Annotated in this window: 19 protein-coding genes and 1 pseudogene; 9 read left to right on the top strand and 11 right to left on the bottom strand. The window is 61.9% G+C overall.

Annotation, left to right across the window (positions count from 1 at the left end):
• Positions 1–206 precede the first annotated feature (206 nt).
• The 3 genes from AACY31_RS02215 to AACY31_RS02205 form a co-directional block, all read right to left on the bottom strand.
• Positions 207–2,555 carry an FdhF/YdeP family oxidoreductase gene (locus tag AACY31_RS02215; RefSeq protein ID WP_339481413.1) on the bottom strand — a complete coding sequence of 783 codons (2,349 nt, stop codon included), beginning with the start codon at positions 2,553–2,555 and terminating at the stop codon, positions 207–209.
• The gene (gene fdhD, locus AACY31_RS02210) at positions 2,552–3,391 is read right to left on the bottom strand and encodes a formate dehydrogenase accessory sulfurtransferase FdhD (protein WP_339481414.1); all 840 of its coding nucleotides are present in this window, start codon (positions 3,389–3,391) and stop codon (positions 2,552–2,554) included. Before fdhD ends, AACY31_RS02215 begins: the two co-directional genes overlap by 4 nt.
• A 93-nt stretch (positions 3,392–3,484) precedes the next feature.
• On the bottom strand, positions 3,485–4,372 hold the full coding sequence (locus AACY31_RS02205; protein WP_339481415.1) for a LysR family transcriptional regulator: 888 nt from the start codon (positions 4,370–4,372) through the stop codon (positions 3,485–3,487).
• A gap of 133 nt (positions 4,373–4,505) precedes the next feature.
• Between AACY31_RS02205 and lysM the strand changes: the two genes are divergently transcribed.
• Positions 4,506–4,958: a peptidoglycan-binding protein LysM gene (gene lysM / locus AACY31_RS02200; protein ID WP_339481417.1), complete on the top strand. Its 453-nt coding sequence runs from the start codon at positions 4,506–4,508 to the stop codon at positions 4,956–4,958.
• 212 nt (positions 4,959–5,170) lie between these two features.
• Positions 5,171–5,283: pseudogene (locus AACY31_RS02195) on the top strand (nucleoid-structuring protein H-NS); the annotation flags it as partial.
• Positions 5,284–5,361: 78 nt separating this feature from the next.
• Here the strand turns inward: AACY31_RS02195 and yrfG are convergent.
• Positions 5,362–6,024 carry a GMP/IMP nucleotidase gene (gene yrfG / locus AACY31_RS02190; RefSeq protein WP_339481419.1) on the bottom strand — a complete coding sequence of 221 codons (663 nt, stop codon included), beginning with the start codon at positions 6,022–6,024 and terminating at the stop codon, positions 5,362–5,364.
• Positions 6,025–6,112: 88 nt separating this feature from the next.
• On the opposite strand from yrfG, the gene nudE reads away from it, so the two are divergent.
• Together nudE and cysQ are read left to right on the top strand one after the other, a co-directional pair.
• A complete protein-coding gene (nudE, locus tag AACY31_RS02185) occupies positions 6,113–6,679 on the top strand; it encodes an ADP compounds hydrolase NudE (RefSeq protein WP_339503790.1) in 567 nt (188 codons plus the stop codon).
• Positions 6,676–7,503 (top strand): 3'(2'),5'-bisphosphate nucleotidase CysQ, encoded by an 828-nt coding sequence (gene cysQ / locus AACY31_RS02180; protein WP_339481423.1) that lies wholly within the window; start codon positions 6,676–6,678, stop codon positions 7,501–7,503. The genes nudE and cysQ overlap by 4 nt, the downstream gene beginning before the upstream one ends.
• 88 nt (positions 7,504–7,591) lie before the next feature.
• On the opposite strand, the gene AACY31_RS02175 is transcribed toward cysQ, so the two are convergent.
• From AACY31_RS02175 to rfbB, 7 genes are all read right to left on the bottom strand, one after another.
• Positions 7,592–8,047, bottom strand: a complete 456-nt coding sequence (locus AACY31_RS02175) for a YiiD C-terminal domain-containing protein (RefSeq protein ID WP_339481425.1) — start codon at positions 8,045–8,047, stop codon at positions 7,592–7,594.
• 37 nt (positions 8,048–8,084) lie between these two features.
• Positions 8,085–9,476 (bottom strand): sigma-54-dependent transcriptional regulator, encoded by a 1,392-nt coding sequence (locus tag AACY31_RS02170; RefSeq protein WP_339481427.1) that lies wholly within the window; start codon positions 9,474–9,476, stop codon positions 8,085–8,087.
• Positions 9,473–11,281: a sensor histidine kinase gene (locus AACY31_RS02165; RefSeq protein ID WP_339481428.1), complete on the bottom strand. Its 1,809-nt coding sequence runs from the start codon at positions 11,279–11,281 to the stop codon at positions 9,473–9,475. The genes AACY31_RS02170 and AACY31_RS02165 overlap by 4 nt, the downstream gene beginning before the upstream one ends.
• 68 nt (positions 11,282–11,349) lie before the next feature.
• Positions 11,350–12,234: a dTDP-4-dehydrorhamnose reductase gene (rfbD, locus tag AACY31_RS02160; RefSeq protein WP_339481429.1), complete on the bottom strand. Its 885-nt coding sequence runs from the start codon at positions 12,232–12,234 to the stop codon at positions 11,350–11,352.
• Positions 12,231–12,776 carry a dTDP-4-dehydrorhamnose 3,5-epimerase gene (gene rfbC / locus AACY31_RS02155; protein ID WP_339481430.1) on the bottom strand — a complete coding sequence of 182 codons (546 nt, stop codon included), beginning with the start codon at positions 12,774–12,776 and terminating at the stop codon, positions 12,231–12,233. Before rfbC ends, rfbD begins: the two co-directional genes overlap by 4 nt.
• Positions 12,773–13,648, bottom strand: a complete 876-nt coding sequence (rfbA, locus tag AACY31_RS02150; RefSeq protein WP_339503788.1) for a glucose-1-phosphate thymidylyltransferase RfbA — start codon at positions 13,646–13,648, stop codon at positions 12,773–12,775. Before rfbA ends, rfbC begins: the two co-directional genes overlap by 4 nt.
• Positions 13,645–14,727, bottom strand: a complete 1,083-nt coding sequence (gene rfbB, locus AACY31_RS02145) for a dTDP-glucose 4,6-dehydratase (protein ID WP_339481433.1) — start codon at positions 14,725–14,727, stop codon at positions 13,645–13,647. The genes rfbA and rfbB overlap by 4 nt, the downstream gene beginning before the upstream one ends.
• 208 nt (positions 14,728–14,935) lie before the next feature.
• Here rfbB and AACY31_RS02140 point away from each other — a divergent pair, with 208 nt between their 5' ends.
• The 5 genes from AACY31_RS02140 to AACY31_RS02120 all read left to right on the top strand — a co-directional run bounded on the left by AACY31_RS02140 (position 14,936) and on the right by AACY31_RS02120 (position 22,093).
• On the top strand, positions 14,936–17,848 hold the full coding sequence (locus AACY31_RS02140; RefSeq protein WP_339503785.1) for an aminotransferase: 2,913 nt from the start codon (positions 14,936–14,938) through the stop codon (positions 17,846–17,848).
• Between the two features lie 193 nt (positions 17,849–18,041).
• Positions 18,042–19,148 (top strand): agmatine deiminase, encoded by a 1,107-nt coding sequence (gene aguA, locus AACY31_RS02135; RefSeq protein ID WP_339491372.1) that lies wholly within the window; start codon positions 18,042–18,044, stop codon positions 19,146–19,148.
• Between the two features lie 242 nt (positions 19,149–19,390).
• Positions 19,391–19,591 carry a hypothetical protein gene (locus tag AACY31_RS02130; protein WP_025211311.1) on the top strand — a complete coding sequence of 67 codons (201 nt, stop codon included), beginning with the start codon at positions 19,391–19,393 and terminating at the stop codon, positions 19,589–19,591.
• A gap of 293 nt (positions 19,592–19,884) precedes the next feature.
• Positions 19,885–20,556: a DsbA family protein gene (locus AACY31_RS02125; RefSeq protein ID WP_339481439.1), complete on the top strand. Its 672-nt coding sequence runs from the start codon at positions 19,885–19,887 to the stop codon at positions 20,554–20,556.
• Between the two features lie 250 nt (positions 20,557–20,806).
• Positions 20,807–22,093, top strand: a complete 1,287-nt coding sequence (locus tag AACY31_RS02120) for an OprD family porin (RefSeq protein WP_339491371.1) — start codon at positions 20,807–20,809, stop codon at positions 22,091–22,093.
• The last annotated feature ends 156 nt before the right edge of the window (positions 22,094–22,249 follow it).

The following is a 22,249-nucleotide window of genomic DNA, read 5'->3' as shown; positions in this document are numbered from 1 at the left end:
TAGAAATCCGACGAGTAACACGACTTGTGCACAATTCGCTAAGTTATTGTTTTTCTGTGGGAACTTAAGGTGAATTGGTCGGTCTTTAGCTACTTCGGACAGGCCGTTTTCTATGGAAAACGGCCTTTTTTTTGTGTTCGAAAAGATGTGAGTGTGGGAGCAAAGCTTGCTCCCTCCCACACATCCTAATCTCCTCGTTCGTTGTGTCAGGCCGACTTGGCCAGGATCAGTCCATTCTCGCTCGCCGCTTCCAGGCGGATCGCGACGAATTTCGACGTTGGGGTGTAGCTGCCGTCACCGGTGCTTTCCAGTGGCACCAGCGGGTTCACTTCGGGGTAATAGGCCGCAGCCTGGCCGGCAGGAATGTCGAACGCCAGCAGGGTGAAGCCCTTGACCCGGCGCTCGCGACCGTCATCCCAGAGCGAAACGATGTCGGCTTTCTGTCCCGGCTTGAAGCCCAGGCGAATGATGTCTGCTTCGTTGGCAAACAACACGTCACGCTGGCCCTTCACGCCGCGATAGCGGTCATCGAGGCCATAGATGGTGGTGTTGTACTGATCGTGGGAACGCATGGACTGCATGATCAGGTCGGGCAGCTGACCGGTGGCCCGGGTGCGTTCATGCACAAGGTCGGTCGGCAACCGGTTGGGCATGAAGTTGGCGCGGCCCGAAGGGGTGCTCCAGCGCCGCGAACTGGCGCTGTTGCCCAGGTAGAACCCACCGGGGTTCTTCAGCTTTTCGTTGAAGTCCTTGAAGCCGGGTACGGTGTCGGCGATCAGGGCGCGGATGCGACTGTAGTCGGCCACCAGCCAGTTCCAGTTCACCGGACGGCGACCCAGCGTGGCGGCGGCGATGCCGGCGATGATCCACGGTTCTGAGCGCATCTGGTTCGACAGCGGCTGCAGCTGGCCCATGGAGGCATGCACCATGCTGAAGGAATCCTCCACGGTCACCGCTTGTGCACCTTCGGTTTGCAGGTCGATGTCGGTGCGACCCAGGCACGGCAGGATCAGCGCTTCCTTGCCGTGAGCCAGATGGCTGCGGTTGAGCTTGGTGCTGACCTGTACCGTCAAGTCGCAATTGGCCAGGGCCTGGAACGTTCGATGGCTGTCTGGCGTGGCTTGGGCGAAGTTGCCGCCCAGGGCGATGAACACCTTCGCCTGGCCGGCGGCCATGGCGTGGATCGCCTCGACCACATTGTGGCCGTTTTCACGCGGTACCTTGAATTGGAAACGCCGCTCCAGCGAATCGAGGAACGCCGCTGGCGGACGCTCGTTGATGCCCATGGTCCGATCGCCCTGGACGTTGCTGTGGCCGCGCACCGGACACAGGCCTGCGCCCGGCCGGCCGATGTTGCCGCGCAGCATCATCACGTTGGCGATTTCCTGGATGGTCGCCACCGAATGACGGTGCTGGGTGATGCCCATCGCCCAGCACATGATCACGTTCTTGCTCTTGGCGTACATGCGTGCCGCTTGCTCGATGTCGAGCAAGGTCATGCCCGATTGCTCGACGATCTGTTCCCACGGTGTGTCGTCGACGGCAGCCAGGTAACCCAGCACGTTGGTGCTGTGCTCATTGAGGAACGCGTGGTCGAACACCGCCGCCGCGCCGGTGTTCTGCGCTTCGCGCTCCCACTGCAGCAGGAACTTCGCCATGCCGCGCAAGATCGCCATGTCGCCACCCAGGGCCGGTCGGAAATAGGCGGTGTTGGTCGGCTTATTGCCGTTGGTGAGCATTTCGATCGGGCTCTGTGGATGCTGGAAACGTTCCAGGCCACGCTCCTTGAGCGGGTTGATGCAGATCACTTGGGCGCCGCGTTTCACCGCCTCGCGCAGTGGTTCGAGCATCCGCGGATGGTTGGTCCCGGGGTTCTGGCCCCAGACGAAAATCGCGTCGGCGTGCTCGAAATCGTCGAAGGTCACCGTGCCCTTGCCCACGCCCACGCTCTGGGACAGCGCTACGCCGCTGGCCTCGTGGCACATGTTCGAGCAGTCGGGGAAGTTGTTGGTGCCGTAGGCGCGCACGAACAGCTGATACAAGTAGGCCGCTTCGTTGCTGGCCCGGCCCGAGGTGTAGAACTCGGCTTGATTGGGGCTGGACAAGCCTTGCAGGTGCTTGCCGATCAGGTCAAACGCCACTTCCCAACTGACGGGTTTGTAGCGGTCGGTTTCGGCGTCGTAGCGCATGGGCTCGGTCAGGCGACCCTGGTACTCGAGCCAGTAGTCGCTCTGCTCCAGCAGCGAGCTCACGCTGTGCTTGGCGAAAAATGCACCATCGACGCGGCGCTTGGTGGCTTCCCAGTTCACGGCCTTGGCGCCGTTCTCACAGAACTTGACCACGCCGCTCTCCGGCGAGTCCCCCCAGGCACAGCCCGGGCAGTCAAAACCGCCATTCTGGTTGGTCTTGAGCATCATGCGGATGTTTTTCAGCGCATTGTCGCTGGTCAACCAGGCCTGAGCGACGCTGATCAGCGCACCCCAGCCACCGGCTGGGCCTTTGTAGGGCTTGTAGCGCGGTACGGGTTTCTGGTCGGCTTGTTGATGATTGCTCACGCTTGTTTCTCCATCGCAGGGCTGTAGACCCGCGGCGCACTTTTTTGCGGTAGGTGGATGAGGTTGAGGTTGTGTTGGCGGGCCCACTGCGCCGCAAGGCCGGTGGGTGACGACAGGCTGACCAGGGTCTGGATGCCGGCCCGCAGGACTTTCTGGATCAGTTCGAGGCTGCAACGGCTGGTGACAATCGCCACGCCGCCGGCCACCGGGATCTGCTGCCGGATCAATGCGCCGATCAGCTTGTCGAGGGCGTTGTGTCGGCCAATGTCTTCGCGCCCCAGCAGCAATTCGCCCTGGGCGTTCATGAACAACGCGGCGTGGACTGCGCCGCAGTATTGGCCCAGGGGCTGGAACTGGCTGATACGGTCACGCAGGCCATCGAGCCATTGCGCCGGTGGCAGCGGTGCGCCGGGCAGGACCTTGAGGTTTGGCAATGCCTGTTCCACCGCTTCCACACCGCACAACCCGCAGCCACTGGTGCCCGTCAACTGCCGGCGTTGCTGCTTGAGGTTCCAGAAGGCGCGGTTGGCGATGGTCACCTCGGCATGGTGCGCAGCCCCCGTGCCGCTCAGTTGCAGGTCATAGATATCCGCTGCGTCTTCGATGATGCCGCTGCCGAGGCTGAAGCCGACGATGAAGTCTTCAAGGTCGGTGGGGGTGACCAGCATGACTGCCTGGCTGATGCCGTTATAGGCAATCGCCAGCGCCACCTCCTCGGCCAGCGCGGTGCTGTCCGAACGGGAGTGGTCCAGATTGCAGTAGCGATAGCTCTGGCTGGCGGCTGGCGCGGACGTTTCCATCGCTGGCGCTGGACTGACCGGAGGCTTGTCGTTCATAGGTATCACTGAAAGTAGGAATAGTGATAAGACTAAATGCGGCAATCTGCCACGTCTAATCGCTATTACTGATCTCTCAATAGATGACGTCGATCAAGATGGTGTCGATGATTTCTGGTAGAGGGCAAAACAGGCTTCTGCCAAGGCCGAGCGTGGGGCGCCGCGTCGCATGATCAGGCCCAGGGGGACCAACGTCTGCGCGCTGTCGATGGGCTGGATGCGCAAGTCTTCGGTCAGCACATTCAGGCCGCTGTCCAGGGGCATCACCGCGCAACACAGTCCGCCGTGCACAGCTTGTAACAATTGATGCACCGCATCGGTTTGCAACAGCGGTTGAGGCATGAGGCCGCGGCTGTGGAAGTTGTGGTCGATGGATTGGCGAAAGTGCATGCCGCTGGTGAGCATACCCAGGGGGACTTCGATCAGTGCTTCCCAGCTCAGCGGTTGTTCACCGAAAAAGAAAAAGCGCTGGTCGTAGAGCAGGCCCATGCGGGTGTGGCTGAAGGGCAGGGCTTCGAAACGTTCGTTGTCCAGGCGTTCCAGGTAGGAAACACCCAGGTCGATACGGTTGTTGGCCAGCTGTTCAAGGATGCCTTCGGAGCTCAGGGAGGACAGTTCGAAACGCAGGCTCGGGTGCTCGGCATGTAAACGCTGCATCATTGCCAGGGGGGCGAAATCCGACAACGGCACCACGCCCAGGCGCAGCGTACCCACCAGGTTGCCACGACAGGCCGCCGCTTCGGCCTGCAGCCCGTCATAGGCCGCCAGCACCGTGCGTGCCCAGGCCAGCACCCGTTCCCCCGGCGCGGTGAAACCTTCAAAGCGCTGGCCGCGGTTGACCAGCGGCAGATCGAGTTCTTCTTCAAGGCTGCGCAGGCGCATCGACAAGGTCGGCTGCGTGATATGACAGCGTGCGGCGGCCTGGCCGAAGTGACGGGTTTCGTCCAGCGCGATCAGAAATTTCAGCTGCTTGATGTCCATCTTCGCTCCAGGGCGCAGGAAGGTTCGGATTCTAGCGCTTGCGCGTAGCGGGGTCATTGGTCGGTTGGGAACCAGGTTCGTTTCGCCTGGTCTAGTCTTTGCGTCTGGACACTTAAATCAAGGAGCGTGCGCCATGAGTATTTTTAGTTTTGTGAAGGAAGCGGGGGAAAAGCTGATCGACCTGCTGACCCCCGGCAATGCCAATGCCAGCGAACAACTGAAAGCGCATATTGAAAAGGTTGGCCTGGGTAATCCAAATGTCCAGGCGACCATTGACGGTGACAAAGTCATCGTCACCGGTGAAGTAGCGAGCCAGGAAGAGAAGGAAAAGATCCTGTTGGCGGTGGGCAATATCGCCGGTGTCGGCAGCGTTGACGACCAGATCACGGTGACTGGCCCGGTGGCACAGTCGGCGCGTTTCGTGACCGTGAAGAAGGGCGACACGCTTAGCGCCATCTCCAAGGCCGAGTACGGCGACGCGAACAAGTACAACAAGATCTTCGAGGCCAACAAACCGATGCTGTCGCACCCGGACAAGATCTATCCGGGGCAGGTGTTGCGTATCCCGAGTAACCTTCAGGCCTGACAGCCAGGATGTTGTTGATCGAGTGCATATCCATTGCTGCGGTAATGGCGGCTTATGGTTGCGCTCTTACAACGGGTCACTTTTGAAGAGCCCGGAAGCCGGCCCAGTCAAAAGTCACCAAAACGCTCTTGGCCCACCACTCGGCACCTCGCCTAGGCTCGGTGTGCTCGAACGAAGGCGTTGTTCCGTGGGCCCGCCGCGAAGGGCCTTCCATGGCTCAGCGCGGCCATCCCGGCATCCATGCCGGGATGGCCACTCCACAGTGCCTGCGTTCGGCCAGCGTGGTTAACGGGGCGCCGGGATCAACGTCCGCCGCGAGGCGGCCTTAAAGCCGGCCTATTTCTCCAACCGTGCCCCGATCCAACTGTGGGAGCGAGCCTGCTCGCGATGAATGCGGCGCGGTTCAAAGCCCGGCAATCAAGTCCCGATAATCCCCCAACGCGTCAAACTCCCCCGTTTCCTTCGGCCCTTTGCGGCTATCCGGTTCGCTCACGGCCAGCAAATGCGCCACGCCGAAGTCCCGGGCGCTGCGCAGCACTGCCAGAGTGTCGTCGATGAACAGGCTGCGGGCCGGGTCGAAATTCAAGTCGGCTTGCAGCGCGTCCCAGAACTGCGGGTTTTCCTTGGGAAAGCCGTAGTCGTGGGAACTGATCAAACGGTCGAAGTAAGGGGCCAACTCGATGCGTTCCAGCTTCAGGGACAATGAATCGCGGTGGGCGTTGGTGATCATCACCACGCGTTTACCAGCCTGCTGGATCGCCGCCAGGAAGGTATCGGCGTCCGGGCGCAAGGCGATCAGGTGTGCGGTTTCCAGCTTCAGTTCGCGCACCGGCAGTTTCAATTCGGTGCTCCAGAAATCCAGGCAATACCATTGCAACTGGCCGGCGTTGCGCTCGAACAGCGGCTGCAGCTCCATCTCGGCCATCGCCCGGCTCACGCCATGCAGTTCGGCGTAGCGCTGGGGCAGGTGTTCGAGCCAGAAATGGTTGTCGTAATGCAGGTCCAGCAGCGTGCCGTCCATGTCCAGCAGAACCGTATCGATCTCATGCCAGGGCAGCAAAGCCATAAAACTTCTCCAGCGGTAATCGGATATCCGACACAAACAATCAGAATAGGCCGGGTATAGTAGCTCGCTATCGCCCAGGGAGCCGTTTATGCGCCAGAAACCCACCATACTCGATCGCCAGATTGTCGCTACCACTCGTCTGTTTTGCGTGGAGGAACTGAAATTGCGGTTTTCCAACGGTGTGGAGCGCACCTATGAACGTCTGGCGAGCAAGGGGGCGGGCTACGGCGCGGTGATGATCGTGGCGATGCTCGATGCCGACCACGCGGTGTTGGTGGAAGAGTATTGCGGTGGCACCGACGCCTACGAACTGTCCCTGCCCAAGGGCTTGATCGAGCCAGGTGAAGACGTGCTGGCGGCGGCCGAACGGGAGCTCAAGGAAGAGGCCGGTTTCGGTGCGCGTCAGTTGGAACACCTGACCGAACTGTCGCTGTCCCCCGGTTACATGAGCCAGAAGATCCAGGTGGTGCTGGCGACTGACTTGTATGAAGAGCGGCTTGAGGGTGACGAGCCCGAGCCGATGCGCGTGGACAAGGTCAACCTGCGTGAGCTGTCGGCCCTGGCACAGAACCCGCAGTTCACGGAAGGCCGGGCGTTGGCGGCGCTCTACCTGGCCCGTGACCTGTTGACCCAGCGTGGAGCGTTCCTGTCATGACTTTCCCCCATCCGTTGATGGCCCCTGTGGTCGAGCTGGCGCTCCAGGCCGGTGAGGCGATCCTGCCGTTCTGGCGCGCCAACGTGCAGGTCAACCACAAGGCCGACGAGTCGCCGGTGACCGCCGCAGACATGGCCGCTCATGATGTGATCGTGGCCGGGCTGATGGCGCTGGCCCCGGATATTCCGATCCTCTCCGAAGAAGACGCCGATATTGCCCAAAGCGTGCGCGCCGGCTGGCATCGCTGGTGGCTGGTGGACCCGTTGGATGGCACCAAGGAATTCATTTCCGGCAGCGAGGAGTTCACCGTCAACATCGCGTTGGTGGAGCAGGGCCGTGTGGTGTTTGGCGTGGTGTCGATGCCCACCAATGGGCGCTTTTACGTCGGCGGCGCAGGGCTGGGTGCCTGGCGTGGCGACAAGGGGGGCGTGCCTTTGCCTATCGCGGTTCGTGAGGTCTTGGCGCCGGGAGAAGCCTTCACCGTGGTTGCCAGTCGCCGGCACACCAGCCCTGAGCAGGAACGCCTGCTGAATGGCTTGAGCGGGAGCCTGGGTGAGCTGCAACTGACCAGTATTGGCAGTTCGTTGAAGTTTTGCCTGGTGGCCGAAGGCGCGGCGGATTGCTATCCACGGCTGGCGCCGACCTCCCAGTGGGACACCGCCGCCGCCCAGGGTGTATTGGAAGGTGCGGGTGGCGAGGTGTTGGACTTGAGCGGCGAACCGTTCAGTTACCCACCGCGTGAGTCGCTGTTGAATACGTCGTTCCTGGCGTTGCCGGCGAAAGCGGCGTGGCGTGGAAAGTTGTTGGAACTCGCCCGCTCTTAAGCCCGGCTCGATCCTTTGTGGCGAGGGAGTTGTGGGAGTCAAGCTTGCTCCCACACAAGGGTGCCGGGCCACAGGGGCATGCGCTGTTTTAGCGGTGCAACACGTACTGCCCCTCAAACTGCACTGCCACGTCTTCGCTCCCGGTATTCATCACCCGCGTCTGCAACGCCAGCCGCGCCCGGCCGTAACGCCGGTAGGTGGCCAGGAAGCGCTTCCAGACCTTTTCCTCGGGCGCTTGGCAGACGACGGTCGCATCGCGGGTCACCGGCAGCGGATAGCTGATCTGCCCTTCCTGAATCACGATATGCCCGTCTTCGATGCCTTCCTCACGCAGGGCCAAGTGCAGCCAGCCCCAGCCACCGAGCACCGCGCCGCAATACAGGCTGCCACCGAACATGGTGCTCTTGTGGTTGACGTTGGCTGCAAGTGGCAAGGACAGGTGCAGTTGCCGGGCCTGCCAATCGAGTACCTTGAGGCCCATGTCCCGGGTCAAGGGGATGTCGTGGTGCAGGATTGATTCCAGGTAACGACTGTCGCGGTTCATTACGGGGCCTTTTGCTTGAGAGGGAAATGACGATAACTCAATCGGACTCATCGGCCGAGCCATGGCTGCTGTCGCCGAAGTTCAGCCCATGTTTGCGTAACTTGTCGTGCAAGGTCTTGCGTGGAATGCCCAAGGCTTCGGCCAGGCTGCGCACCGAGCTGTGGGGGCGGGTCAGTTCGGCGGCGATCAGGGTTTTCTCGAAATTTTCCACTTGCTCGCTCAAGCCGCCACTGACCACTTCCACCGGTGCGCTGGGGCTGCCGTCGGGCGCGCTGTTGTCCAAGGCCAGTTCCAGGCCCAGGGCAAAACGTTCGGCGGCGTTCTGCAGTTCCCGCACATTACCCGGCCAACTGTGGCGCAGCAGCAGCGCCCGTTGTGCCGGTTGCAATTCATGGGGTGGCAGGCCGTGGCGAGCGCTGGCTTCGTCGGCGAAGTGCTGGAACAGCATCAGTGCATCCTCTCCCCGTTCGCGCAAGGGCGGTATGCGCAGCGGTGCGACGTTCAGGCGGTAATACAGGTCGGCGCGAAAGCGCCCCTGATCGGCGGCCTGGCGCAGGTCTTCCTTGGTGGCGGCGATCACGCGGATGTCCAACGGGATCTGTTGATTGCCCCCCAGCCGCTCCACCACGCGCTCCTGCAGCAGACGCAGCAGCTTGACCTGGACATCCAGGCTCATGCTTTCGATTTCATCCAGAAACAGCGTACCGCCGTTAGCGAATTCGAATTTGCCGATGCGGCGTTTCTGCGCGCCGGTAAACGCGCCGGGTTCGTGGCCGAACAGCTCGCTTTCCACCACCGACTCGGCCAGGGCCCCGGCGTTGATCGCCACGAAAGGGCCGTTGCGTCGGCCGGAAAGATCGTGCAATGCGCGGGCGACCACTTCCTTGCCGGCGCCGGTTTCACCGAGGATCAGCACGTCGGCGCGGGTGGCGGCCAGTGCACCGATTTGCTCGCGCAGGCGCAACATGGGTGTCGATTGGCCGACCAGGCGGGCGCTGAGTTCATGGCGATCGCTCAGGGCCAGGCGCAGGCTGCGGTTGTCCAGCACCAGCCGGCGTAAGGCCAGGGCCCGGCGTACACTGTCGAGCAGGTGATCGCTGGCGAAAGGTTTTTCCAGGAAGTCATAGGCGCCGGCGCGCATCGCCTGCACGGCCAACGGCACATCGCCGTGGCCGGTGATCAGCAGCACCGGCAGCTCTGAGTCCTGGGCGTGGAGTTCGCCCAGCAGTTCGAGGCCGTCCATGCCGGGCATGCGAATATCGCTGACCACCACGCCCGGCCAGTCACGGGGCAGTTGCGCGGCCACGCCCTGGGCTTCGGCCAGGGGCAGGATTTTCAGGCCGGCCAGGTCGAGGGTCTGGCTCAAGGCCTGACGCAAATGGGGATCGTCGTCGATCAGCACCACCTCAATCCGGTTGTCGATGGTCATACACTTCGGTCCTCGGACGGTTGCAGGCTCACCCCGGGGGCGCCGGCGCGCAGCTTCAGGGTAATCAGGGCGCCGCCTTCCTTGTGGTTGGCGAACAACAGTTCGCCGCCAAAGGCGCGCATCAGGGTGTCGCAGATCGCCAGTCCCAGGCCAAGGCCCTGGGTGCGGGTCTTGGTGGTATAGAAGGGTTCGCCGGCGCGGCCCAAGGCTTCCATGCAAAACCCCGGACCGTTATCGCGGATGTACAGGTTGACGCCAGTTTCGGTGGCCTGGGCACTGAGCCAGAGTTTGCGCGGAGGGCCTTTCTCGGTGAGCGCATCGAGGGCGTTGGCCAGCAGGTTGCCGAGTACCTGGCGCAAGCGGGTTTCGCCGGCCTCGACCCACAGCGTGGCAGCCGGTAAGTCACGGATCAGTTCCACTTCCATGCTGCGTCGGCGTTTGGCGAGCAGCGCCAGGGCATCGTCCAGCGCCGGCTGCAGGGCGACGCTTTCCGGGGCATGGCGGTCGCGGCGGGCGAAGGCGCGCAGGTGGGCGATGATCGAGGCCATGCGCCCGGTCAGTTCGCTGATCAGCTTGAGGTTGCCCCGGGCGTCTTCGGTGCGTTGGTGGTCGAGCAAAATCTCGGCGTTTTCCGCGTAGCTGCGAATCGCTGCCAGCGGCTGGTTGAGTTCGTGGCTGATGCTCGCCGACATGGTGCCCAGGGCCGACAGCTTGCCGGCCTGCACCAGGTCATCCTGGGCACGGACCAACTCCTGCTGAGCCTGTTCGCGCTCCAGCACTTCCTGCTTCAGTCGTCGGTTCAGCCCTTCCAGGTCACTGGTGCGCTCGGCCACCCGGCCCTCCAGCTCTTGGCGGGCCTTGGCTTCGAAGGCGATTCGATCCAGATAATGGCGCCTGCGTTGCATCATCAACCCGAGCAGCAACATCAAGACCAGCAATGCCGCGCCGCCGATGGCGACCACGGTGCGCACCGGACGATCGATCAGTGTGCGCGGGGCGAGAATGCTCACGCTCCAGCCGGTTTCCTCGATGGACTCGGTCTGGGGCAGCCAGGCGTTGGCATCCAGGTTCAGCGGCTTGGGATCACGGGTCGGATACGGTTGCACCGCGCTGATGGCCTTGCGCTCGGCGTCATTGAGGGGCCGGGTCGCGCGAAATCGCCATTCCTGTCGCGACGTGAGGATGACCACGCCGTTGTGGTCGGTCACCAGTAGTTGTTCGGGAGTCTTGCCCCACAGGCTTTCGGTGTGGTCGAGGTCGACCTTGACCACCAGCACGCCGATGACTTTTTCGCGGTCGCGCACGGCGGCGGCAAAGAAATAACCGCGTTTGGCCGATGTCGTGCCCAAGCCGAAGAAGCGGCCCAGGCGCCCGGCCATGGCTTCGATGAAGTACGGCCGGAAGGCGAAATTGCGTCCGACGAAACTGTCGTGTTTGTCCCAGTTCGACGCGGCCAGGGTCTTGCCGGAAGAGTCCATCAGGTACATGACTTCGGCGCCGGTCTGGGCGCTGATGTGTTTCAGCAGCCGGTTGGCATTGCCTTGGGTCACGCCATCGTCTGGCACCAACAAGGCGGCGCGCAAGGCCGGCAGGTCGCCGAGAATCTGGGGTAGCACCTCATAGCGGTGCAGTGTGCCCAGCAGGTTGGCGACGTAGAGGTCCAAGGTCTGGCGGTTCTGCCCGGCCAGCTCGCTGCGGTAATAACGCTCGGCCAGGTGCTCCAACGGCCACAGCAACGGCGCCAGGCACAGTGCGAGCAAGGCCAGGCTGCGCCAACGGGGTCTGCGGGGAAGGGTGGAGTTCATGAGCACGGGGCGCCTGTGGTGACAGGCGTATTATGCCTAGTTACCCCGCAAATACTATTTGTAAGACCTTACCGGGCTTGTCCGGCAAGGCACTGCTGCAATGCGCTTCGCCAGTCGGGTTGGCTCACCGCCCATTCCTTGAGCAGGCGGCTGCAATCCAGGCGCGAGTTCAACGGTCGAGGGGCCGGCGTTGGGTAAGCGCTGGACGCAATGGGCTCCAGCAGCGCACACGGCGTGTGTCGCTCGAGCAGGTTTTCGCCGATGGCCTGGGCGAAACCGAACCAGGATGTTTCGCCCCGGGCGGTCAGGTGATAGGTGCCCCAGGCGCCGGGTTGACCGGTCTGCCAGCGCTCGATCAGTTGCGCGGTGCTGTCGGCAATGGTGCCCGCCCAGGTCGGAGCACCGATCTGATCGGCGACCACCCGCAGTTGCGGTTTTTCCTGCAGCAGTCGCTGCATGGTCAACAGGAAGTTGCGGCCCTCGGTGGAGTACACCCAGCTGGTGCGCAGGATCAGGTGCTGGCCGCCAGCCTGGCGGATGGCATTCTCGCCGGCCAGTTTGCTGCGTCCGTAGACACTCAGCGGGTTGGGTGCGTCGTCCTCGGTGTAGGGGGTGGGCTTGAGGCCATCGAAGACGTAGTCGGTGGAGTAGTGAATCAGCGGGATGCCCAGCGCAACCGCTGCTTGGGCCAGGATGCCCGGTGCCGTGGCATTGAGGGTGAATGCCCGCTCCGGTTCACTTTCGGCCTGGTCGACGGCCGTGTGGGCGGCGGCATTGATGATCAGGCCGGGCCTCAGGGCTTCGATGGGCGCGCGCAGCGAATCCGGTTGTGCCAGATCGAGCTGGTCGCTGCCGCGTACGAGCAACTCGCCCCGTCCGCTCAGGCGCGATTGGAGCGCCCGGGAAACCTGGCCATTCTGACCGATGATCAGGATGCGCAAGGGGGCACTCATGGGAACAGGTCCGCCTCGTGCAGGGCCTTGCCATTTTGGTCCTTGACCGAGAGGATCGGCGCGCCTTCGAGCTCCCAATCGATGGCCAACTGCGGGTCGTCCCAGCGAATGCAGCGTTCGGCCGAGGGTGCGTAGTAGTCAGTGGTCTTGTAGAGGAAATCCGCCGACTCGCTCAGCACGACGAAGCCGTGGGCGAACCCTGGCGGGACCCACATCTGCCGGTGGTTCTGTGCCGACAGGCGTACGCTGGTCCATTGGCCGAAGGTCGGCGAGCTGCGGCGGATGTCCACCGCGACATCCAGCACTTCCCCCGCCGTGACACGCACGAGTTTTCCTTGGGCTTGTTCGATCTGATAGTGCAGGCCGCGCAGCACGCCCCTGGCGGAGCGTGAATGGTTGTCCTGGACGAACTGCAGAGTGCAGCCGGTCGCTTCGGCAAACGCCCGGGCATTGAAGCTTTCGTAGAAAAAACCGCGGTCGTCGCCAAAGACGTTCGGTTCGATGACCAGGACCTCCGGCAAGCGAGTGGCGATGACATTCATCGTGTTTCTCCGGCGATGTTGAACAAGTACTGGCCGTAGCCGGTCTTGCCAAAATACTGGGCGCGCTCAAGAACGTGCTCGCGACTGACCCAACCTTGCTGGTAGGCAATTTCTTCCAGGCACGCCACTTTCAGGCCTTGGCGATGTTCGATGGTTTGCACGTATTGCGAGGCTTCCAGCAGGCTGTCGTGGGTGCCGGTGTCCAGCCAGGCGAAACCACGGCCGAAGCGCTCAACGTGCAGGTCGCCGCGTTGCAGGTAGGCATTGTTGACGTCGGTGATTTCCAGTTCGCCGCGTTTGGATGGCTTGATGGTCTTGGCGATCTTGATCACGTCGTTATCGTAGAAATACAGGCCGGTCACCGCGTAGCTGGATTTGGGCGCGGTGGGTTTTTCTTCGATGGACATTGCCCGTCCTTCGGTATCGAAGTCGATCACGCCAAAACGCTCAGGGTCCTTGACCCAGTAGCCGAACACCGTCGCGCCACTCTGCCGGTTGACGGCGGTCTGCAATTGTTCGCCAAAATGCTGGCCGTGGAAAATGTTGTCGCCCAGGATCAGGCACACCGAGTCGCTGCCAATGAACTGTTCGCCGATCAGGAACGCCTGGGCCAGGCCATCGGGCGTCGGCTGCTCGGCGTAGCTGAACTGCACGCCAAACTGTTGGCCGTCGCCCAGCAGGCTGCGGTATTGCGGCAGATCCTGCGGGGTGGAGATCACCAATATGTCCTTGATGCCGGCGAGCATCAGCACCGAGATCGGGTAATAGATCATCGGCTTGTCATAAACCGGCAGGAGTTGCTTGGAAACCCCAAGGGTAATCGGGTGCAAGCGTGTGCCGGAACCGCCGGCCAGAACAATGCCCTTCATCATGCAATCGCATCCTTGTTGTCGAGCGAGCCGAGGCGCTCGCCCTGATAGCTGCCGTCCTGGACACGCTGGCACCACAGCAGGTTCTCGAGGTACCACTGCACGGTCTTGCGCAGCCCGGTCTCGAAGGTTTCCCGAGGCGTCCAGCCCAGTTCCCGTTCGATCCTGCTGGCGTCGATGGCATAGCGCAGGTCGTGGCCGGGGCGATCCTGGACGAAGCTGATCAGGTCGGCATAGTGCTCGACCCCTTCGGGTTTGCGTGGCGCCAATTCTTCGAGTAGCGCGCAGATGCTGCGCACCACGTCGATGTTTTTCTGCTCGTTGTGGCCGCCAATGTTGTAAGTCTCGCCGACCGCGCCTTCTGTGACGACCTTGAGCAGCGCACGGGCATGGTCTTCGACGAACAGCCAGTCGCGCACTTGCTGGCCGTTGCCGTAGACCGGCAAGGGCTTACCGGCCAGTGCGTTGAGAATCACCAGTGGAATGAGCTTCTCGGGGAAGTGAAACGGCCCGTAGTTGTTCGAGCAGTTAGTCAACAGCACGGGCAAGCCATAGGTGCGTTGCCAGGCGCGGACCAGGTGGTCGGACGCTGCCTTGCTCGCCGAGTAGGGTGAGCTTGGGGCATAGGCGGTGGTCTCGGTGAACAGGTCATCCACACCGTGCAGGTCGCCATACACTTCGTCGGTGGAAATGTGGTGGAAGCGAAACGCGCGTTTCTGCGGCTCGGGCAGGGCCTGCCAATAGGCTCGAGTGGCTTCCAGCAGGCTGTAGGTGCCCACGATATTGGTCTGGATGAAGTCCGCCGGGCCATCAATGGAACGGTCTACATGGGACTCGGCCGCCAGGTGCATGATGGCCTCAGGCTTGAACCGTGCCAGCACTGCACTGACAGTGGGTTGATCGACGATATCGACCTGGACGAATTCGTAGCGGCTGTCGTGATCGATGCTGCTCAGCGATTCGAGATTGCCGGCATAGGTCAGCTTATCGAGGTTCAGGACCTGGTGGTCGGTATCAAGAATCAAGTGCCGTATGAGAGCCGAGCCGATGAAACCGGCGCCGCCAGTGATGAGAATGCGCATCCAGTAAGCCTTTTGGACCAGAGAGTCGAGCGGTAAGAGCATAGCTTGTAGGCATGGCGGGGGCGGTGCAAGCGAATATCCTATGGACACCCCCTCCCCATATAGCCTCTCAGGAGAGCTGTGCATATTTTTGAACAGGGGGGGTTGCTTATCCCCCGACTCAGTGGCGTGATAGGCATCCGATCAAAACCACCTCAGGGGTCGTTGTATGCTGCTCACTACGTTGGTTCACCGTGCCAGTTTGCCAAGCCCACAGATTAGCGCCGAGCAGGCGTTGGTGCTGTTGCGCTTGAACTACGGACTCAGCGGCGACCTGCGACCCCTTGGCAGCCACCAGGACCTCAACTACCGCGTCGACAGCGAGCGCGGGCGCTTTGTGTTGAAAATTTGCCACGGCGACTACGCTGTCCAGGAACTCCAGGCCCAACACGCAGCCCTCAAGCAGTTGGCCGGGCACGACGCGGTGAAGGTGCCGCGGGTGATTACCGCCAGCAACGGCCTGGACCTGCTGACATTGGACGTCGACGGGCAAGCGGTTCACATGCGACTGCTGGAGTACATCGACGGCCAGTCCCTCACGCAACTCAAACACCTGCCGCCTGAGTTGGTGACCGGCCTGGGCCGCCTGTGCGCGGAAATGGACCTGGCCCTGGCGACATTCGACCACCCAGGCCTGGAGCGTACCCTGCAATGGGACGCGCGCCACGCCCCCGCCCTGGTCGATCACCTGTTGCCTGTCATCGACGACGATCAGCGGCGGCAACTGATCGCCGAGGTCGCGCAACAGGCCGAGCGGCGCTTGCAGCCGCTCAAGGCCAGCCTGCCGGTGCAGGCGATCCACATGGACATCACCGACGACAACGTGGTCTGGCAGCGCGATGCCCAGCGCCAATGGCAATTGCAGGGCGTCATCGATTTCGGCGACCTGATCCGCACCTGGCGCGTCACTGACTTGTCGGTGACGTGCGCGGCCCTGCTGCACCACGCCGACGGCGATCCATTCTTTATCTTGCCGGCGATCAAGGCCTACCACGCGGTCAACCCCTTGCAACACGAAGAGCTGTTGGCGCTGTGGCCACTGATCGTGGCGCGCGCCGCGGTACTGGTGCTCAGCGGTGAGCAGCAGGTTTCCATCGACCCGGACAACCAATACAGCCGCGACAACCTGGCGCATGAGTGGGAGATTTTCCGGGTCGCCCACTCGGTGCCCTTCGAACTGATGGAAGCGGCGATTCTCACCGCCGTCGGCCACAGCCTGCCGCCCATCGCCAGCGAAGGCTTTGCGCCGCTGTTGCCGACCCTGGTGGGGCGTGAGTTTGCGCTGATTGACCTGGGTGTACTGAGCCCGCATTTCGAGGCCGGCAATTGGGAGCAGCCGGGGATCGACCAGCGCCTGCTGAGCGAGGCCGCGGGCGTTCATGGCCTGGCCGCCAGCCGCTATGGGCAATACCGGTTATCCCGCACCCGGCCGGACAGCGCCGTCGAACCCGATACGTATCCACTGCACGTAGAGTTGAGCGTTGCGCTGGGGACGCCGCTCGAATCCCCTTTCGCTGGGGTCGTGCACAAGACCGCCGAGGGTTTATTGCAGCTGGACAGTACCCAGTTGAGCGTGCGGCTGTGGGGCGTGACCTCGCCGCTGCATTCCGGCGCGGCACTGGTCAAGGGGCAGGTGCTGGGCGAAGTGACGGGGCCGTTGCGGGTCCAGTTGTGCCGGGGCGCCCAGGTGAATCCGCCGCTGTTCTGCACGCCCTCCAGGGCACTGGCCTGGCAGGCGCTTTGCCCTTCGCCAGCGGTGCTGCTGGGGCTGGCTTGCGATGCCGAGCCGGAGATCGATCCCGACGTGCTGCTGGCCCGTCGCGATGCGAGCTTTGCCCGTTCGCAAAAGCACTACTACGTCGACCCGCCGCGCATCGAGCGCGGCTGGCGCAATCACCTGATCGACATGCAGGGCCGCTCGTACCTGGACATGCTCAACAATGTCGCGGTGTTGGGCCATGGTCATCCACGCATGGCGGCAGTGGCTGCCCGGCAGTGGTCGCTGCTCAATACCAACTCGCGTTTCCACTATGCGGCGATCGCCGAATTTTCCGAACGCCTGCTGGCGTTGGCGCCGTCCAACATGGACCGGGTGTTCCTGGTCAACAGCGGCACCGAGGCCAACGACCTGGCGATCCGCCTGGCCTGGGCCTACAGCGGCGGGCGGGACATGCTCAGTGTGTTGGAGGCCTATCACGGCTGGTCAGTGGCGGCCGATGCGGTCTCGACGTCCATCGCCGACAACCCCCAGGCCCTGAGCAGCCGCCCGGACTGGGTGCATCCGGTGACTGCACCGAACACCTATCGCGGCGAATTCCGTGGCCCCGACACTGCGCCGGACTACGTGCGCAGCGTCGAACACAACCTGGCGAAAATCGCCGAGAACAAGCGCCAGCTCGCCGGTTTCATCTGCGAACCGGTGTACGGCAACGCCGGTGGGATCGCGCTGCCGCCCGGTTACCTGAAGCAGGTCTACGCGATGGTGCGCGAGCGCGGTGGGGTCTGCATCGCCGACGAAGTACAGGTCGGTTACGGGCGCATGGGCGAGTTTTTCTGGGGCTTCGAAGAGCAAGGTGTGGTGCCAGACATCATCACCATGGCCAAGGGCATGGGCAACGGCCAGCCGCTGGGCGCGGTCATCACCCGCCGGGAGATCGCCGAGGCGCTGGAAGCCGAGGGGTATTTCTTCTCGTCGGCCGGTGGTAGCCCGGTCAGTTGTCAGATCGGCATGGCGGTGCTGGATGTCATGGAAGAAGACAATCTCTGGGAAAACGCCCGGGTGGTGGGCGGACATTTCAAGGCTCGGCTGGAGGCCTTGATCGACCGCTATCCATTGGTCGGCGCGGTGCATGGCTCCGGCTTTTACCTGGGCGTGGAATTGATCCGCGATCGCGACACGTTGGAGCCGGCCACTGAAGAAACCGCGGCGCTGTGCAACCGTCTGCGCGCGTTGGGGATTTTCATGCAACCGACCGGCGATTACCTGAACATCCTCAAGATCAAACCGCCTATGGTCACCTCGCGCCAGAGCGTGGATTTCTTCGTCGATATGCTGGTGAAAGTCTTGGACGAGGGGCTGTAACCGATCTGGAACGCCAAGCTGTTCCCCTGTGGGAGCGAGCAGGCTCGCACTCACAGGGTTTCGCACTGATTTATAAAATCGATTTTTGTCGATGTTTGGCGCTGTTTTTTGATGGTTGTTAGTTTTACTGACTTTATTAGTCGATATTTATCGTTTATAAAGTCGGCATTGCCCATCGCCCAGGAGATGACCCATGACAACGTTGCACAGCACTCCCCGCGCGGATGGTTTCCACATGCCTGCCGAGTGGGCGACCCAGACCCAAGTCTGGATGATCTGGCCCGAGCGCCCGGACAACTGGCGCCTGGGCGGCAAGCCTGCGCAGGCCGCCCACATAACGGTCGCCAAGGCCATCGCCCGTTTTGAACCGGTGACCGTGGCGGTGTCTGCGGCCCAATACGAAAATGCCCGGGCGCGTCTCGACGTACCGAATATCCGTCTGGTGGAAATGTCCAGCGACGACGCCTGGGTTCGCGACACAGGCCCGACGTTCGTCATTAATGACAACGGCGAAGTGCGCGGAGTCGATTGGGATTTCAACGCCTGGGGCGGTTTCGACGGTGGCCTGTATGCGCCGTGGAACCGTGATGCGCAAGTGGCCGGCAAGATCCTCGAAATCGAGCGCAGCCCGCGTTATCGCACCGAAGGTTTTGTGCTCGAGGGCGGCTCGATCCACGTGGATGGCGAAGGCACCCTGATCACCACCGAAGAGTGCCTGCTCAACCGCAATCGCAACCCGCATTTGAACCGTGAAGAGATCGAAGCGGTGCTCAGTGCGCAGTTGGCGGTGGACAAGATCATCTGGTTGCCGGACGGTCTGTTCAATGACGAAACCGACGGCCACGTGGATAACTTCTGTTGCTACGTGCGGCCGGGTGAAGTCCTGCTTGCCTGGACCGACGACCCGCAAAACCCGAACTACAGCCGTTGCCACGCGGCGATGAGCGTGCTGCAAAACAGCACTGACGCCAAGGGACGCCCGTTCACCGTGCACAAAATGCCGATTCCGGGGCCGTTGTATGCCACCGAAGAAGAATGTGCCGGCGTCGATGCGGTGGAAGGGTCCCAGGAGCGCAGCCCAACCGTGCGGCTGGCCGGCTCCTATGTGAATTTCCTGATCGTCAACGGCGGCATCATCGCCCCAAGTTTTGACGATCCGCTGGACGCACCGGCCAGGGACATCCTGCAGAACCTGTTCCCGCAGCACGAAGTGGTCATGGTGCCTGGGCGCGAACTGTTACTGGGGGGCGGGAATATCCATTGCCTTACCCAACAGCAACCCGCACCACGCGCAAAATGAGTGGCGATGTAACAGCAGGGTGATATCGACTGCGCTGGCTCTAGCTCGGCGCTTTTGGATCCATCCTGGCAAACCCGCGGCCTGATTGGGTTGCGGGTTTTTTTGTGCCTGTTTATTGGCGTGGCGGATACATTGGCATAGCTCTTGTATCTGTACTTCGGCAGTTCTGGGGAGAGAACTGAGTTGTTTTGTCATAAACCTTGGATAAATTGACCGCTCATCAACCAGGAGAGGGCGCTGGAATGAATATGATAAGCGAGCGCACATGCCATCCCTTGGCCGTTAATGGTGAGTCGCTTCAAGCCTTGGCGCAGTGGTTGAAGTCCAACGGAACGCGTCAGATCAGAGAGCCTGATCCGCGCCGGATAATCGTTGAGCGTTACCCCGCTGGCCTGTTCAGCGAGGCGGAACTGGAAGCGTTGTGGGATGTGATGCAAGGGTGATGCAAGGATAGACTTCGAAGGATTGATAAAAAGCGCTGGCCGGGATGGCAGCGCTTTTTTTGTGTCCGAAGGATCTGTGGATTGACGCAAATCCCTGTGGGAGCGGGCTTGCTCGCGAAGGCGGTGTGTCAGTCACTGCCTATGTAGCTGAACCGACGTCTTCGCGAGCAAGCCCGCTCCCACGCGGCATTCGACCGATCCACGAAACACACTGAAAACCGTTCCAGCGTTTTTCCGCAGCGCTCTCAAGACTATCCTGCAGCCATCGAATCCCTATGGCCAGCGCAGTTCCCATGACCACTGTTCACTATATCTACGACCCGCTGTGCGGCTGGTGCTACGGCGCCAAGCCGTTGGTGCAGGCTGCCCGGACCGTTTTGCCGGTCATTGCCCATGGCGGCGGCATGATGACCGGTGCCAATCGCCAGCAGGTCTCGCCGCAATTGCGCAATTACGTGATGCCCCACGACCGGCGTATCGCCGAGTATTCCGGGCAGCCATTTGGCGAGGCCTATTTCGAGGGTTTGCTGCGCGACCTCAGCGCCGTGTTCGATTCGGCGCCGCCGACCGCCGCGATCCTGGCTGCCGAACAGCTCGGCGGCCACGGCCTGGAGTTGCTCGGGCGTCTGCAAACCGCACACTACGTTGAAGGCCGGCGCATCGCTGACGAAACCGTCCTGCTGGAGCTCGCCCAAACCATCGGCCTGCCGGCCCAGGCGTTCCTGGCGGCATTGCGCGCGGTTGATGTGCAGGGGCATATCCAGGCCAGTCGTACCTTGCTGGCCCAGGTCGGCGGCCAGGGTTTCCCGACCTTGGTCCTGGAGCTGGACGGCCAGTTCACGCGGATCGACATCGGCCCCTGGCTTGGCAAACCCGAGGCATTCGCCCAATGGCTGACGCAAGCCTTGCCAGTTCAGGCCTCCACGTCATCAGCGGCCTGCGGTCTGGACGGCTGTTCGCGGTGAGCAGTTCTTAGACATTTTTTGCCTAATTACAGACGTTTCACGAAATTGACACACCGTTGAGGGCGCGACTAGGATTCGCCTTACGCCTGTGGCTAACAACCATGACTCTTAAATAATAAAAAGGCCCGACACGATCACTCGTGGGCGGGCCTTTTCATTATTTTCAGGAGCAAGAGTCCGAAAAAGAGCGCAAAAGCGCCATTTCGGTTGCCCGCCGCAGTGCGTATCAACCCGTACAAGGAAAATAAACATGTTGAACAAGCGCATTAGTTTGATCGCACTGGGGATCTTGAGCACGACACACGCCATGGCCAACGACCAGGCGCAGTCCAAAGGGTTCGTTGAAGACAGCAGCTTGAACGTGCTGTTACGCAACGCTTATATCAACCGCGACTACAAAGATGGCAACGAAGACAAAGCCGAATGGGGTCAAGCGGCCATCGCTACCTTCTCGTCCGGCTTCACCCAGGGCACCGTGGGTGTCGGTGTGGATGCGTTCGGCCTGTACGCGCTGCGCCTGGACGGCGGCAAAGGCCGCAGCGGTGCGGGCGGCATCGACTTCTTCAAGCGGGGCGACAGCGGCAACGCAGCCGATGACCTGTCCAAGTTCGGGGCTGCGGTCAAGTTCCGCGTCTCCAACACCGTGCTGGCCTACGGCGACCAGATGCCGGCCCTGCCGGTGCTCAGCTATGACAACTCGCGCCTGCTGCCGGAAAGCTACACCGGCACGCTGATCACCTCCAAGGAGATCAAGGGCCTGGAACTCAATGCCGGCCGTTTCACCGCCGAATCGCGCAAGAGCGCCGAAGGCCGCGACAGCGGTGGCCTGAAGTCGATCAACGTCTTGGGCGGCAGCTATCAGTTCACCGAGCAGTTCAAGGCTTCGCTCTACGCCTCGGATGTCGAGGATGTATTGAAGAAGCAATACGTCAACGCCAACTATATGTTCCCGCTGGCCAAGGATCAGTCCCTGACCCTGGACTTCAACGGTTATCGCACCAAGCTGGACAACAGCTACGTTCGTGAAAACAACGTCACCGGCGACGACAACAAGATCTGGAGCCTGGCTGCCACCTTCGCCACGGGCCCGCACAGCTTCACGCTCGCCCACCAGCGCAGCACCGGCGACAGCAACTTGGGTTATGCCTACGGCGGTTATCAGCGCGGGCAGAATCGTGTGGGTGATGGCGGCAACACGATCTACCTGGCCAACTCCTACTGGTCCGACTTCAACGCTGAAGACGAACGCAGCTGGCAGTTGGGCTATGGCCTGGACTTCACCACCTTTGGCGTACCGGGCCTGACCTACAACGTCGCTTATGTGCGTGGCGATAACATCACCACCTCCACCAGCGAAGGCGGTACCGAGCGCGAGATCTTCAACCAGTTCAAGTACGTGGTCCAGAGCGGCCCGGCCAAGGACTTGAGCGTACGGTTGCGCAGTTCCGTGCTGCGAGTGTCGCAGAAGTCCAGCGAGTACAACGTCAGCGGCAATGAGCTGCGGGTGTTTGTGGATTATCCGATCAACGTCTTCTGATGCCTGATCAGGTTGTAAGTCTATAAAACCGTGGCGAGGGAGCTTGCTCCCGCTGGGCTGCGCAGCAGCCCTTCTGGTGTGAGCGCTGCGCACTCAAGCGGGAGCAAGCGCCCTCGCCACGATTGATTCATGCCTGCCTGAAGTGAATAGCGTTGC

It is taken from the genome of Pseudomonas sp. RL_105y_Pfl2_101, assembly GCF_963970585.1.
Taxonomy (GTDB): Bacteria; Pseudomonadota; Gammaproteobacteria; order Pseudomonadales; family Pseudomonadaceae; genus Aquipseudomonas.
This window is presented reverse-complemented; position numbering and strand designations above follow the sequence as displayed.

Bases quoted from the DNA above. Each gene is read 5' to 3' on its own strand.
- cysQ (WP_339481423.1), top strand. From the start codon at position 6,676: ATGACTTTCCCCCATCCGTTGATGGCCCCTGTGGTCGAGCTGGCGCTC.
- AACY31_RS02205 (WP_339481415.1), bottom strand. From the start codon at position 4,372: ATGGACATCAAGCAGCTGAAATTTCTGATCGCGCTGGACGAAACCCGT.
- fdhD (WP_339481414.1), bottom strand. From the start codon at position 3,391: ATGAACGACAAGCCTCCGGTCAGTCCAGCGCCAGCGATGGAAACGTCC.
- AACY31_RS02120 (WP_339491371.1), top strand. From the start codon at position 20,807: ATGTTGAACAAGCGCATTAGTTTGATCGCACTGGGGATCTTGAGCACG.
- AACY31_RS02165 (WP_339481428.1), bottom strand. From the start codon at position 11,281: ATGAACTCCACCCTTCCCCGCAGACCCCGTTGGCGCAGCCTGGCCTTG.
- AACY31_RS02125 (WP_339481439.1), top strand. From the start codon at position 19,885: ATGACCACTGTTCACTATATCTACGACCCGCTGTGCGGCTGGTGCTAC.
- AACY31_RS02130 (WP_025211311.1), top strand. From the start codon at position 19,391: ATGAATATGATAAGCGAGCGCACATGCCATCCCTTGGCCGTTAATGGT.
- lysM (WP_339481417.1), top strand. From the start codon at position 4,506: ATGAGTATTTTTAGTTTTGTGAAGGAAGCGGGGGAAAAGCTGATCGAC.
- yrfG (WP_339481419.1), bottom strand. From the start codon at position 6,024: ATGGCTTTGCTGCCCTGGCATGAGATCGATACGGTTCTGCTGGACATG.
- AACY31_RS02175 (WP_339481425.1), bottom strand. From the start codon at position 8,047: ATGAACCGCGACAGTCGTTACCTGGAATCAATCCTGCACCACGACATC.
- nudE (WP_339503790.1), top strand. From the start codon at position 6,113: ATGCGCCAGAAACCCACCATACTCGATCGCCAGATTGTCGCTACCACT.
- rfbA (WP_339503788.1), bottom strand. From the start codon at position 13,648: ATGATGAAGGGCATTGTTCTGGCCGGCGGTTCCGGCACACGCTTGCAC.
- aguA (WP_339491372.1), top strand. From the start codon at position 18,042: ATGACAACGTTGCACAGCACTCCCCGCGCGGATGGTTTCCACATGCCT.
- AACY31_RS02140 (WP_339503785.1), top strand. From the start codon at position 14,936: ATGCTGCTCACTACGTTGGTTCACCGTGCCAGTTTGCCAAGCCCACAG.
- rfbD (WP_339481429.1), bottom strand. From the start codon at position 12,234: ATGAGTGCCCCCTTGCGCATCCTGATCATCGGTCAGAATGGCCAGGTT.
- rfbC (WP_339481430.1), bottom strand. From the start codon at position 12,776: ATGAATGTCATCGCCACTCGCTTGCCGGAGGTCCTGGTCATCGAACCG.
- AACY31_RS02170 (WP_339481427.1), bottom strand. From the start codon at position 9,476: ATGACCATCGACAACCGGATTGAGGTGGTGCTGATCGACGACGATCCC.
- rfbB (WP_339481433.1), bottom strand. From the start codon at position 14,727: ATGCGCATTCTCATCACTGGCGGCGCCGGTTTCATCGGCTCGGCTCTC.